Here is a 13,173-nt window from a genome sequence, read left to right on the forward strand (position 1 = left end):
AGAGAAATGCCGCGATCAGCCGCGCCGGGTCGGCGTGAAGAAATCGAGCACCGATCCCTGTCCCGGCTGCACCTCGTCCCAGCTTTCGATCTGGAAATCGATGATCAGCGTGGCACAGGTGGGGAAGCGGCGGAAATCGGGGTCGTGCAGGGCGCGCGCGGGCAGGCGATGGGCGAATTCCGCGATGCCCGGGTTGTGGCCCAGCATCATCACCGTCGGCGCGGAGGCGGTGCGCAGTACCTGCAGCATCATCTCGGGGGCGGCGTGGTAGAGGTCTTCGACATAGCTCACCTGCGGCCGCGTCTCGATCACCGCGCGTTCGACCCGGTCCCACGTCTCGCGGGTGCGGGTGGCCGAGGAGCAGAGCACCTCTTCCGGCTCCAACCCGCGCGAGGCGAGGAAATCGCCGAGTTCCAGCGCGGCGGCTCGGCCACGCCCATTCAGCGGGCGGTCACGATCCTCCATCGCCGGGTCATCCCAGCTGGATTTCGCATGACGGGTCAGGATCAGGCGGCGATAGCCGAGCGGGGTCATGGGTGAAACTGCCTCATATGCCATGCGGATTGCTGGGGCAGCCTGCCATAGCTTTCACCTGCCGGGCAAGCGCGTCTTGCAAGGCAGCCGAGATCGCGACAGGTCGCACCCTCGGGGCGGTCGAGATGCGCGTGACAGCTTGCCGTGTCGTAACCGTCCGCCGTGAGCGCGTCGACCGGGCAGGCGGTGGCGCAGGGCGCGGGGCAACCGAGGCAGGGATTGGCTGCGGCTGCGGGCAGCGGAAGCAAGCCGGGCAGGGCCAGCGCGCCCCGTACCGAGGCCCAGAGGCCCATATGCATATGGCACATCAGGTGGACCGGCGAGGCGAAGCTCTGTCCGCTTTTCAAGGCCCAGCTTACGAATGGCTGCCAGGGTGGACCGGTGAAGGGGAAAAGCGCGCGGGCTTCAAATTGCCGTGCGATGGCGCCGATCACCCGTGCCGACCAGCGATCCAGAGGATGGAGAACGTCCTCGGCGAATTCCGGCTGAGCGGTGACATGCGCCCAAAACCCCGGCTCGTCGGGGGAGATCAGCGCGATCGTCTCGCTGCCCTCATGCAGCAGCCCCGATACGAACAGCCGATGCGGGGCGAGCGCCTCCGCGAGCGGCTCGATCGCCGGAAAAGTCACCGGCGGCGTCTCACTCACCGCGCGGTTTCACGCGCGGCTCGGTCGAGCGGATCATCGAGCCCGCCCCATGTTCGGTGAAGAGTTCCAGCAGGCAGGCATTGGCAACGCGCCCGTCGACGATGACAACCGCGCGCACGCCCTCTTCGACCGCTTTCAGCGCGGTCTCGACCTTGGGGATCATGCCGCCCGCGATGGTGCCATCGGCGATCATCGCTGTGACGTCTTCCGGCGTCAGCTGCGTCACCACTTCGCCGGCCTTGTTCTTGACGCCCGCTACGTCGGTCAGCAGGAGCAGGCGATCGGCGCGCAGCGCGCCCGCGATGGCGCCAGCCGCAGTGTCGCCATTGACATTGAATGTCTCGTTATCGGCCATACCGGTCGCGACCGGGGCGATCACCGGGATCATGCCCGCGTTGTAGAGGTCGCGGATCACCTGCACGTTCATCTCGACCGGACGACCGACGAAACCGAGTTCCGGGTCGTCCGCCTCGCAGACCATCAGGTCGTCGTCCTTGCCCGAGATACCGACGGCACGACCGCCCTGATCGTTGATCGCCTGCACGATGCGCTTGTTGACGAGGCCCGAGAGGATCATCTCGACCACCTCGACGGTCGCCTTGTCGGTGACGCGCTTGCCGCGGACCCACTGGCTCTCGATGCCGAGCTTGCCCAGCATCTCGTTGATCATCGGCCCGCCGCCATGCACCACGACCGGGAAGATACCGACCTGGCGCATCAGCACGATATCGCGGGCGAAATCGGCCATCGCCTCTTCGTCGCCCATCGCGTTTCCGCCGAATTTCACCACGACCACGGCGCCGGAATAGCGTTGCAGGTAGGGCAGGGCTTCGGAGAGGGTGCGGGCGGTGGCAATCCAGTCACGATCCATGGTCTGCTTTCTCATCTGGCTGGTCCTCGGGCAGGGTGATCTCATCTTGCTAGACCGTTCGCGCCGGGTTTGGAAGGGTGCAATCGGGGCCGTTGCGCTCGGACCAAAACCGACTAGGGTCGGGAACGCGCTGACGGGGAGTTCGAGTGATGGACGATCGCAAAGTAATGCTGCTGACAGGGGCGAGCCGCGGGATCGGCCACGCCACGGTGAAACGTTTCGCAGCCGAGGGGTGGCGCGTGATTACCTGTTCGCGCCAACCGTTTCCCGAGCAATGCCCGTGGGGCGGCGGCCGCGAAGACCACATTCAGGTCGATCTCTCGAAGCCCGACGAGGTGATCGACGCGATCGCAGATATTCGCAGCCGGATCGACGGGCGGCTGCATGCCTTGGTGAACAATGCCGGGATTTCGCCCAAAGGGCCCGAGGGCGAGCGGCTCAATACGCTCGACACCGATCTGCGTACCTGGGGGCAGGTGTTCCACGTCAATTTCTTCGCCTCCATCGTGCTTGCGCGCGGGTTGGTCGAGGAACTGTCGGCGGCGCAGGGGGCTGTGGTCAACGTGACCTCCATCGCCGGGCTGCGGGTGCATCCTTTCGCGGGGGCGGCCTATTCCACGTCGAAGGCGGCACTGAAGGCGCTGACGCGCGAAATGGCGCATGATTTCGGGCCGCTCGGCGTGCGCGTGAACGCGATCGCGCCGGGCGAGATCGAAACCTCGATCCTCAGCCCCGGCACCGAGAAGATCGTCGAGAACCTGCCGTTGCGAAGGCTCGGCCAACCGTCGGAAGTGGCGGATGTGATCTGGTTCCTGTGCTCGGACGCGTCGAGCTACGTCACCGGCACCGAGATCGAGGTGAACGCGGGCCAGCACGTCTGAGGTGGCTCAGGTCTTCTTGCCGATCTTCGGCTCCGTGCCCATTGCAAGGCGTGCGATATTGGTGCGGTGGCGCCAGAAGATCAGCACCGACAGGCCCGCCGCCAGCATCATCAATTCGCGATAGCCGAGGAAATAGGCCAACGGTACCGTCGCCGCCGCCGAAACAAGTGCGGCGAGCGAAGAAATCCGCGTTACCACCGCGGTCACCAGCCAGACGGCGCAGGTCGCGAGACCCACAGGCCAGGCCAGCGCGATCATCGTGCCGAGGAAGGTCGCGACCCCTTTGCCGCCCTGAAAGCGCAGCCAGACCGGGTAGATATGACCGATGAAGGCCGCAGCGCCCGCCACCTGTGCGGCGGTTTCTCCCAGCACATAGCGCGCGATGAGAACCGCGATCGCGCCTTTGCCGCTGTCGAGGAGCAGGGTCGCGAGCGCCGCGCTCTTGCTTCCGGTGCGCAGGACGTTCGTCGCGCCGATATTCCCGGAGCCGATCTTGCGCAGGTCGCCCAGTTTGAAAAGCTTGGTGATAACGAGCCCAAAGGGCACGGATCCGAGCAGGTAGCCCAGTGCAGCCACCAGCCCGAGCCATGCGGACCCGTTCTCAATTCCCGGCATGTGCCTGCCCTCGCCTCATTTATGAGTCGTTATTGTTGTTATAAACCTGCACCCCTGCGACGAATGTGGCAAGCGTTTTGCCTTCCATTCGAGCAGTATCGAAGGGGGTATTCTTCGATTTTGAGCGCAATTTAAACCTGTCGAGCACGAACGGCGCGTCCGGATCGAAGAGCACGAGGTCTGCCGGAGCTCCCTCGGAAAGCCGCCCCTGCGGCAATCCGAGCCGCTTCGCCGGGTTCAGCGACATCGCCCGGAACAGCTGCGGCAGGGTCAGCTGACCGGCATGATACAGGCGCATCGCAGCAGGCAGGATCGTCTCTAGCCCGACCGCGCCAGAGGCCGCTTCCTCGAAGGGCAGGCGCTTGGATTCCTCGTCGGCGGGCGTGTGGAGCGAGCAGATCACGTCGATCGTTCCGTCCGCCACCGCCTCGATCACCGCGAGCCGGTCTTCCTCGTCGCGCAGCGGCGGCGTCAGTTTGAAAAAGGTTCGGTAATCGCCCACGTCGAGCGCGTTCAGCGTCAGGTGGTGGATCGAGACCCCGGCGGTGACATCAAGCCCCGCCGCCTTCGCACGGCTCAGCGCGGGCAGGGCCTTCGCGGTGGTGATCTGGTCGGCGTGATAGGCGAGGCCCGTCATCTCCACCAGCGCCAGATCGCGGTCGAGCCCCATCCGCTCGGCCATCGGGGACACGCCGGGAAGACCGCGCAGTGAGGCGAATTTGCCCGAGGTGACGGCCGCTCCTTTCGACAGGACCGGTTCCTGCGGATGGCCGATCACCAGAGCGCCCAGATGGGCCGCATAGGTGAAGGCGCGTTGCAGCACCTTGGTCTGATCCGAGACGCGCGTGACATCGGTGAAAGCCACCGCGCCGGCATCTTTCAGAAAGCCGATCTCGGTCATTTCCTGCCCGTCGCGGCCCTTGGTCAGCGCCGCCATATGGAGGATACGCACCGGCGCATCCGCTGCACGGCGGGTGACGAATTCCAGCGTCTCGGGATTATCGATGGCGGGCTGCGTGTCGGGACGGGCGATGATGGTGGTCACGCCCCCGGCTGCGGCCGCCAGCGCCGCCGTGCGGAAGCTTTCCATGTGGCGCTCGCCCGGCTCACCTATCTTCACCCCCAGATCGACGATCCCCGGCGCGAGGCATTTGCCGCCGCAATCGATCACCTCGGCATCGGCGGGCGCGGACATGTCGCCGATCGCCGCGATCCGGTCGCCGTCGATCACCACGTTTCCGGTAGTTTCGGTCAGTGCCTCGGGGTCGATCAGGCGGGCGTTTTCGAGGAAAAGGGTCATGCTTCGTGCCTCACTTCGCCACCAGTTTGCGCGCGGCCCGCGCGCTCTCGATTTCGCGCACCACCGGGCCTGCATCGGCGAGGTGGCGGATCAGATGCTTGTCGCCGCTTTTCGTCACGACCTGCACGTCGCCCATCAGCGAGCGCACCGCGTCAATCTGCAGAAGCATCACCTGTTTGCCCTGTGGTCCGATCAGGCGGCGGTCGGTCAATTGCCAGCGCCGCGCGAAGGCCTCCGAGCGGAAATAGAGCCCGCGGGCAGCCATGCCGACCACGATGGCGAAGCTCGCGATCACCACCTGATCGGGTTTGCCGAGCCAGAACAGCACCGCCGAGACCAGCACCGCACCGATCACCGCCAGAACCGCATGGTCGGTCCAGTAGCGTTTCTTGTCCGCCGTGAAGACGGCCAGAACTTTCTCGCCCTCTTCCAGCGGCAATTCGCTTTCGGGGCCGGGGCGGTAGTTGAGAACCTCGTCGCGCTTGATCTCAGACATAGGTACCCTCCGTCAAAGCGCGCCCGCGCTCTGCCCGCAGGTTGCGCGCCAAGAGGTCCATCACCGCCATGCGCACCGCCACGCCCATCTCGACCTGTTCCTGAATGACCGAGCGGTTGATGTCGTCGGCGATGGTGCCGTCGATCTCCACGCCGCGGTTCATCGGGCCCGGATGCATGACGATCGCGTCTTCCTTGGCATAGGCGAGCTTCTCGGCATCCAGCCCGTAGCGGTGGAAATATTCGCGCTCCGACGGGATGAAGCCGCCATCCATCCGCTCTTTCTGAAGCCGCAGCATCATCACCACATCGGCGTCGCGCAGGCCTTCGCGCATGTCGTGATAGACTTCGCAGCCGAATTCGCCCACGCCCGAGGGCATCAGCGTCGGCGGCGCCACGAGGCGTACGCGGTTCTCCATCTTGCCCAGCAGGATCAGGTTGGAGCGCGCCACCCGGCTATGAGCGACATCGCCGCAGATCGCGACCGTGAGGCGCTTGATCCGGCCCTTCTCGCGCCGGATCGTCAGCGCGTCGAGAAGCGCCTGCGTGGGGTGTTCATGCTTGCCGTCGCCCGCATTGATCACCGCGCATTCGACCTTCTGCGCCAACAGATCGACCGCGCCGGACGAGCCGTGCCGCACCACCAGCAGATCGGGATGCATCGCGTTCAGCGTCAGTGCGGTGTCGATCAGGGTTTCGCCCTTCTTCACCGAGGAGGTCTGCATCGACATGTTCATCACGTCCGCTCCGAGCCGCTTGCCCGCAAGCTCGAAACTCGATTGGGTCCGCGTCGAATTCTCGAAGAACATGTTGATCGCGGTCATCCCGGCCAACGCGTCGGTCTTTTTCACCGTGCGACGGTTCAGATCCACATATTGTTCGGCGAGGTCGAGAACGGTGAGGATATCCTCGGGGCTCAGATGTTCGATCCCCAGCAGGTGCCTTGGGCGAAAAGCCATTGCGCGATGCTCCGGTTAGACTGCGACGCTTATGGCAAACGGGGGGGCGGGCGTCCAGCCGCTTTACCGTCGCAGCGCCCATGAGGTAGGGTCGCGCAATGGAGACTCAGCCGACCCCGGAAATCGACTATCACGCAGCTCTGGCCGCCCTCGAATGGCAGCTGGAAATGGGCGTCGACACCGTCATCGGTGACACGCCGGTCGACTGCTATGCGCTGCCCGATAAATCCGCGCAGGCCAAGGCGAAGACGCCCGAGGCTGCGCCCGTGGCGGACCGGGATTTGCCGCCGGTGGCGCAGATGGCAAAGATCGAGGGCCCCGATCCGGTCGTGGTCGCGCGTGATGCGGCGGGAAAGGCCGAGACGCTCGAAGCGCTGCGGGCCGCAATCGACGCCTATGAGATGTGTGATCTGAAGCTCGGCGCGCGCAACACGGTCTTTGCCGATGGCAAGCCTGCCGCGCGGGTGATGATCATCGGCGAGGCGCCAGGGCGCGAAGAGGACCAGAAGGGCCTGCCCTTCGTAGGCCGCGCCGGTCAACTGCTCGACAAGATGTTCGGCGCGATCGGTCTCTCGCGGCAATCGCCCGATGCCGAGGCGGCGCTCTATATTACCAATGTCCTGCCTTGGCGTCCGCCGGGCAATCGCGACCCCGCGCCTGCCGAGATCGCGCAGATGCTGCCATTCCTCGCCCGCCATGTCGATCTGGCCGATCCTGACCTGATCGTTCTGATGGGCAATGCGTCCTGTGCGGCGGCGCTGGGCAAACGCGGCATTCTGCGGCTGCGGGGCACATGGGCCGAGGCCTTCGGGCGGCCTGCGCTGCCGATGACCCACCCGGCCTACCTGCTGCGCAATCCGGCGGCGAAGCGCGAGGCATGGGCGGATCTGCTGCAAATCCGCGCCCGTCTCGATCAGGCGTAAACCGCGCCAAACGGTCGCGTTTTCGTGAAAAAGTGACGGACGCGGCCCCGTGATGCGTAGAGATAACCATTCCCTGCACCTATTTCGACAAGGTAACATGGAAATCGCGCAACCGTGGGTAATCGCGAGCGCCCGCGCCACTGACGACTGATCGGAGATGCCATGCGCTTTCTCACCCGCTCCCTGATGGGGCTGTTTCTTCTGGCGCTGACCGTCGGCCTACTGGCGATGGGCGGCTTCTCGATCTTTCAGGCGATGCAGGCCCGCAATGCCGAGAGCGGGCGTGCCCCTACCGCGCGCGAAAGGATTTTTGCTGCCAATGTGATCCCGGTCACCTTCAAGACGATGTCGCCCGTGCTGACCGCCTATGGCGAGGTGCGCTCGACCCGCGAGCTGGAACTGCGCGCCTCGACGGCAGGCACGATCGTCGAGCTTGCCCCCGATTTCGAGGATGGTGCGGAGGTTGAGAAGGGCGCGCTTCTGGTCAAGCTGGACCCGGCGGAGGCGCAGGCGGCGCGCGACAGCGCTGCGGCGACCGTGGCCGAGGCCGAAGCCGCGCTTGCGCAGGCCGAGCGCGCTTTGACCATCGCGAGGGACGACGTGACGGCGGCGCAGCGGCAAGCCGATCTGCGGCTCAAGGCGCTCGACCGGCAGCGCTCGCTGTCTGAGCGCGGGGTGGGGTCTGCCGCCAATCTGGAGACGTCGGAACTGGCGGCCTCGGCGGCCGATCAGGCGGTGCTGAACCGCCGCTCGGCATTGTCGACTGCGCAGGCGCAGCTTGATACCGCGCGCACCTCGCTGACCCGCGCCAAGATCGGCCTGACCGAAGCCGACCGGAAACTGACCGATACCGAGATTCGCGCCGAATTTTCCGGGCGACTGGCCGAGGTGAACGCGGTCGCGGGTGGGCTGGTGTCGAATAACGAGATGCTGGGCAAGCTGATCGACCCCAACGCGCTGGAAATCGCCTTCCGCGTCTCCACCGCGCAATTTGCGCGCCTGATCGACGCGCGGGGCGCGCTGCGCGATCTTCCCGTGGGGGTGGAGCTGGTCGCGGGCGAGGAGACGCTGACCGCCAAGGCAGAGCTTTCGCGCGTGTCGGCGGCGGTCGATGACGGGGTGACGGGGCGCCTGCTGTTCGCGCGTGTCACCGACGGTCTGGGCAATCTGCGTCCGGGCGATTTCGTGACCGTCCGGCTGGAGGAGCCCGCGCTCGAGAATGTCGCCGAGATTCCCGCCGCGGCGGTCGATGCGGATGGCACGGTTCTCGTGCTCGGCCCGGAAGACCGTCTGGAAACCGCCGATGTCACCGTGCTGCGCCGGCAGGGCGACGCCGTCATCATCCGCGCCGAATTCGCGCCCGGCACCGAGATCGTCGCCGAGCGCACGCCGCTTCTGGGCCGTGGAATCAAGCTGCGTCCGATGCGCCCCAGTCAGTCGCAGGCGGCCGCCGGACCGGAGACGATCAATCTCGATCCCGAGCGCCGCGCCAAGCTGGTAAGCTTCGTCGAAACCAACAAAGTCATGCCCGATACTGCCAAGCAGCGGTTCCTTGCCGAGCTGAAGCAGGACGAGGTGCCCGTCGCCACCGTCGAGAAGCTCGAATCCCGGATCGGAGGCTGAGATGCGCTCCGACCTCGATCCGCGCGAATTGCCGCCCGCCCGCGGGCTGATCGGCCTCTTCACCCGCCACGCGACGCTGGCGAATATCGTGCTGGTCGTGATGATCTGCGCGGGGCTCGTTGCCCTGCCGCGGATGCGCGCGCAGTTCTTCCCGGACTCGGTCGAGGAATCGATCACCGTCTCGGTGAAATGGGACGGCGCTGGCGCGGAGGAGGTCGACCGGGCCATCGTCCAGGTGCTGGAGCCGTCACTGATCTCGGTCGAGGGGGTGGAAGCCTCGGACAGCCGAGCCTCGGAAGGCTCGGCGCGGATCAGTCTCGATTTCGAACCCGGCTGGGACATGTCCCGCGCGGTGAACGATGTCGAGAACGCGTTGGCCTCGGCAGGCGATCTGCCCGAGGGGGCCGAAGATCCGGAAGTCGCACGCGGCGTCTGGCGCGAGACGGTGACCGACATGGTGATCACCGGACCGCTCTCCCCCGAGCAGTTGGGCCGGCTGGGCGACGAGGCGGTCGTGCGGCTCTACCAGCAAGGCGTCACGCGCACCTCGCTCGCCGGGATCGCCGCGCCCGAGACGGTGGTCGAAGTGCCGACCGTGTCGATGATGGCCCATGACGTGACGCTGACGCAGATCATCGATGTGATCTCCGCCGAGGCGAATACCGATCCGGCGGGCGAAGTGGCGGGCGGTGCCACGCGGGTACGCACGGGCGAAGAGCGCCGCTCCGCCCCCGAAATCGAGAACCTCGTGATCCGCACCGAACCGGACGGTTCGCAGCTGACCGTGGGCGACGTCGCAAATATCCGGGTCGAGGGCGGGGACCGCAATCAGGCCTATTTCGTCGGCGACAATCCGGCGGTGGTGATCAATGTCGCGCGCTCTGCGGCTGGCGATGCGATCGCGATCCAGCGCAAGGTCGAAGGCGTGATCGACCAGATGCAGCCGACGCTGCCGGCGGGCACCTCGATGGATCTGGTGCGCACGCGCTCCGACGCGATCACGCAGCGCCTCGATCTGCTGGTGGGCAACGGGGTACTGGGGCTGGGCCTCGTGCTGGTGCTGCTGTTCCTGTTCCTCAATGCGCGCACGGCTTTCTGGGTGGCGATGGGGATCCCGACCTCGATGGCTGCGGCTCTGGCGGTGATGTATTTCACGGGGATGACGCTCAACATGATCTCGATCTTTGCGCTCATCCTGACGCTGGGGATTGTCGTCGACGATGCGATCGTGGTGGGCGAGCATGCCGATTTCCGCGCCCGCCATCTGGGAGAGCATCCCACGCTCGCCGCCGAGAATGGCGCGCGGCGCATGGCCGCCCCGGTCTTCGCCTCGACCTTGACCACGGTGATCGCCTTCGCCGGGCTGACCGTGATCGGCGGGCGCATGGGTAATATGATCGTCGATATTCCCTACACGGTGATCGCGGTGCTTGCTGCCTCGTTGATCGAGTGCTTCGTGATCCTGCCCAACCATATGAGCCACGCGCTGCGGCATACGTCCGAGGGCAAATGGTACGATTGGCCTTCGCGGCAGGCGAACCGCGGCCTCGACTGGTTCCGCCGCGTGGTGATGAAGCCGTTGACCCGGCTGATCGTTATCGGGCGCTACCCGGTGATCGCGGCGGCAATTGCGCTTCTGCTGTGGCAGGTCAGCTTCGTGATGTCGGGCAAGGTACAGTGGCGCTTCTTCAACCCGCCGGAACAATCGACGGTGAACGGCGCCTTCTCGATGGTCGAGGGCGCGACGCGGGCCGACACCGAAGAGATGATGCGCGCGATGCAGGCGACCGTCACCAAGGTCGCGAAGGAGTTCGAGGATGAGTACGGGGTGAACCCGGTCGAATACGCGCTGGGACAGATCGGTGGCGCGTCGGGGCGCGGGTTGGCCTCTGCCGATACCAAGGATGCCGATCTTCTCGGCTCGATCTCCATCGAGGTGATCGACCCCGATTACCGGCCCTATTCCAGCTTCGACTTCGTCTCGCGACTGCAGGCCGAAACGCCGCGCATGCCGCTGGTCGAGGAGATCAGCTTCCGCCGTTTCCGCTCCGGCGGGGCAGGGGACGGTATCGCGGTCCAGTTCTCGGGTAGCGAGACGCGCATCCTGAAGGAGGCCGCCGAAGACCTGAAGACGCAGCTTGCGCAATTCCCTGAAGTCTCGGCGGTGGAGGACAATCTCGCCTATGACAAGCAGGAGTTGATCCTTGATCTCACCCCGCAGGGCGAGGCGCTGGGCTTCGATATCGCGACGCTGAGCCGAGAATTGCGCGCGCGCCTGAACGGCACCGAGGCTGCGAGCTTCCCCGACGGGGTGCGCTCGGCCACGATCCGGGTGGAGCTTCCCGAGCAGGAACTAGCTGCGGATTTCATCGACCGGATGCAGTTGCGCGCACCGGGCGGCGAATGGGTGCCGCTGGCCGATATCGTCTCGGTGCGCAGCCAGACGGGCTTCTCGACGATCCGGCGCGAGGATGGCGTGCGGCAGGTCTCTGTCACCGGCGATGTCTCCGAGGACGACCCGGCGCGGGCCAACGAGATCATGGCGCGGATCAGCGACGACATCCTGCCCCGCATCGCCGAGGAGCGCGGCGTGGCCTATACGCTCACCGGGCAGGCCGAGCAGGAGCGCGACTTCCTGAGCGACGCCATGATGGGCCTGATCATGTGCCTGATCGGCATCTACATCGTGCTGGCGTGGATCTTCGCGAGCTGGACCCGGCCGATCGTGGTGATGTCGGTGATCCCCTTCGGCGCGGTCGGCGCGATCTGGGGCCACTACATCTGGAACCTGCCGATGTCGATGTTCGCCGTTGTAGGCGGAATCGGCATGGTGGGGATCATCATCAATGACGCGATCGTGTTGATCTCAACGGTGGACGAATATGCCGAACGACGCGGCATGGTGCCCGCGATCGTCGACGCGGTCTCGGATCGTCTGCGCCCGGTGCTGCTGACGACGCTGACGACGGTTCTGGGCCTCGCGCCGCTACTCTACGAACAGTCGAGCTCGGCGCTGTTCCTGAAATCCACTGTCATCACGTTGGTCTACGGTCTGGGCTTCGGGATGGTGATCGTGTTGCTGGTCGTGCCCGCGGTGCTGGCGGTGCAGCTCGATTTCGGGCGGCAGGTGCAGGCGGTGCGTCACGGCGTGCGGGTCGTACGGCTGCGCGCTGTGCTCGCCGGGGTCGCCGCGCTGATGGCGTTGGGCTTCGCGCTCACGCTGGGCCGCGCGATGTGGGAGGGGGAGGCGCTGATGCCCGCCTTCGGAGGCTTCGCGCTGATCGCGGCGATGGTGGCGATGGGGGCGGGGCTGATCGCGCCGCGGCTTTTGCGCGGCCATATCCGCCACAGGCCGCCGCCCGAAGTCTGAGAAGCCCGACGCCTGAAGGGGTGATTACTCGGTGCAGCCCATGATCTCGACCGCGCCGCGATCGGAGAGCACGGTGATGCGTATATCGCTCGGATCGAGGTCGAAGGGCTTCGCGTCGGGCGGCACGAAGTCGGCGCTCGTCACGAGGGTGTCGCCCTCGCGGTGGCTGTCGGCCTCGGACACCCAGACCGGGCGCGAGGCCAGTTCCAGAAGGGTATTTTCCTTGCCGATAGCGGGCGGCAGGTCGATCCGCGCCGTGAGTCGCACCCCGTCCTTCTTCGGCTCCGTCTCGCAGCGCGTCGGGGGGTCGATCTGGCGTGGTTCGCGTGCAAGCGCCGCCTGAATCTTCGGATCGGTGGTGCCGTCGGCGGTGACCTCCGTTTCCAGCTGCAGGCTGACGGGCACGCAGATATTCTCGCAGATCCCGATCATCACATCGGCTTTCAACTGCACCGGCTTGTCCGGGTCTTTCGGCGTCACCGAGATCGGCAGCACGACGCCGTCGTGATAGCCGACGGTGCGCATCCCGGAGGACAGGAACACTTCCGGTGCGGGCCAGTGGACTACGGCGGAGGCGAGATTGCTCGACCCGGTGAACTGAATATGCGGCGGGATGCCTGCATCGCCCGGGGAGCGCCAATAGGTCTTCCAACCGGGAGCGAGCGCGATCTCCAGCGCCGCCATACGGGCGCCATTCGCGCCTTTTCCGCCTGCGCGCAGCTGCGCCTGTTCCAGCCCCGGGGGCGTCGGCAGTGCGGGCATTGATGCCTCCTGCGGCGCGACCTGCTCCTGCGCTGCGATCTGCGCAACAGCTTCCTGCGCCGCCACGCCAAGCGGGCAACAACCGAGCAGAATTCCCATCACTGGTAACAAACGTGTCATATCTTTTACCTAGTCGCTTCCCTGCACGTTCAGAAGTCACAAACGCGACAGAAGCGTGCAACATTTTGTCCAG

The 13,173-nt window shown here is 65.8% G+C and carries 12 protein-coding genes; 4 read left to right on the forward strand and 8 right to left on the reverse strand.

Features of this window, described 5'->3' with window-relative positions:
* Positions 1-15: 15 nt before the first annotated feature.
* The 3 genes from B6V72_RS16100 to argB are packed head-to-tail and all read right to left on the reverse strand — an operon-like array spanning position 16 to position 2,052.
* Positions 16-534, reverse strand: a complete 519-nt coding sequence (locus tag B6V72_RS16100) for a histidine phosphatase family protein (RefSeq protein WP_088725638.1) — start codon at positions 532-534, stop codon at positions 16-18.
* Positions 531-1,181: a ferredoxin gene (locus tag B6V72_RS16105; RefSeq protein WP_240497742.1), complete on the reverse strand. Its 651-nt coding sequence runs from the start codon at positions 1,179-1,181 to the stop codon at positions 531-533. The genes B6V72_RS16100 and B6V72_RS16105 overlap by 4 nt, the downstream gene beginning before the upstream one ends.
* Positions 1,174-2,052 (reverse strand): acetylglutamate kinase, encoded by an 879-nt coding sequence (gene argB / locus B6V72_RS16110; protein WP_075775963.1) that lies wholly within the window; start codon positions 2,050-2,052, stop codon positions 1,174-1,176. Before argB ends, B6V72_RS16105 begins: the two co-directional genes overlap by 8 nt.
* Positions 2,053-2,201: 149 nt before the next feature.
* Here argB and B6V72_RS16115 point away from each other — a divergent pair, with 149 nt between their 5' ends.
* Positions 2,202-2,933: an SDR family oxidoreductase gene (locus B6V72_RS16115; RefSeq protein ID WP_075775964.1), complete on the forward strand. Its 732-nt coding sequence runs from the start codon at positions 2,202-2,204 to the stop codon at positions 2,931-2,933.
* A 6-nt stretch (positions 2,934-2,939) separates the two neighbouring features.
* Here B6V72_RS16115 and plsY read toward each other — a convergent pair whose 3' ends face one another.
* The 4 genes from plsY to B6V72_RS16135 are packed head-to-tail and all read right to left on the reverse strand — an operon-like array spanning position 2,940 to position 6,302.
* Positions 2,940-3,548, reverse strand: coding sequence for a glycerol-3-phosphate 1-O-acyltransferase PlsY (plsY, locus tag B6V72_RS16120; RefSeq protein ID WP_075775965.1), 609 nt, complete (start codon positions 3,546-3,548; stop codon positions 2,940-2,942).
* Positions 3,549-3,567: 19 nt separating this feature from the next.
* Positions 3,568-4,848, reverse strand: coding sequence for a dihydroorotase (pyrC, locus tag B6V72_RS16125; RefSeq protein ID WP_088735998.1), 1,281 nt, complete (start codon positions 4,846-4,848; stop codon positions 3,568-3,570).
* Positions 4,849-4,858: 10 nt separating this feature from the next.
* Complete coding sequence (locus B6V72_RS16130) at positions 4,859-5,344, reverse strand: hypothetical protein (RefSeq protein ID WP_077701094.1); 486 nt, start codon at positions 5,342-5,344, stop codon at positions 4,859-4,861.
* Positions 5,337-6,302, reverse strand: a complete 966-nt coding sequence (locus tag B6V72_RS16135) for an aspartate carbamoyltransferase catalytic subunit (protein WP_075775967.1) — start codon at positions 6,300-6,302, stop codon at positions 5,337-5,339. Before B6V72_RS16135 ends, B6V72_RS16130 begins: the two co-directional genes overlap by 8 nt.
* A gap of 98 nt (positions 6,303-6,400) precedes the next feature.
* Between B6V72_RS16135 and B6V72_RS16140 the strand changes: the two genes are divergently transcribed.
* From B6V72_RS16140 to B6V72_RS16150, 3 genes are all read left to right on the forward strand, one after another.
* Complete coding sequence (locus tag B6V72_RS16140) at positions 6,401-7,225, forward strand: uracil-DNA glycosylase (protein ID WP_088735999.1); 825 nt, start codon at positions 6,401-6,403, stop codon at positions 7,223-7,225.
* Positions 7,226-7,387: 162 nt separating this feature from the next.
* Positions 7,388-8,848 carry an efflux RND transporter periplasmic adaptor subunit gene (locus tag B6V72_RS16145; RefSeq protein WP_088736000.1) on the forward strand — a complete coding sequence of 487 codons (1,461 nt, stop codon included), beginning with the start codon at positions 7,388-7,390 and terminating at the stop codon, positions 8,846-8,848.
* A 1-nt stretch (position 8,849) separates the two neighbouring features.
* Positions 8,850-12,218: an efflux RND transporter permease subunit gene (locus B6V72_RS16150; protein ID WP_088736001.1), complete on the forward strand. Its 3,369-nt coding sequence runs from the start codon at positions 8,850-8,852 to the stop codon at positions 12,216-12,218.
* A 24-nt stretch (positions 12,219-12,242) separates the two neighbouring features.
* Here the strand turns inward: B6V72_RS16150 and B6V72_RS16155 are convergent, their stop codons facing one another.
* Positions 12,243-13,100: a protein-disulfide reductase DsbD domain-containing protein gene (locus B6V72_RS16155; RefSeq protein WP_088720331.1), complete on the reverse strand. Its 858-nt coding sequence runs from the start codon at positions 13,098-13,100 to the stop codon at positions 12,243-12,245.
* Between the last annotated feature and the right edge of the window lie 73 nt (positions 13,101-13,173).

The organism is Thioclava sp. F34-6, from assembly GCF_002213235.1.
GTDB classification, from domain to species: Bacteria; Pseudomonadota; Alphaproteobacteria; order Rhodobacterales; family Rhodobacteraceae; genus Thioclava; species Thioclava nitratireducens.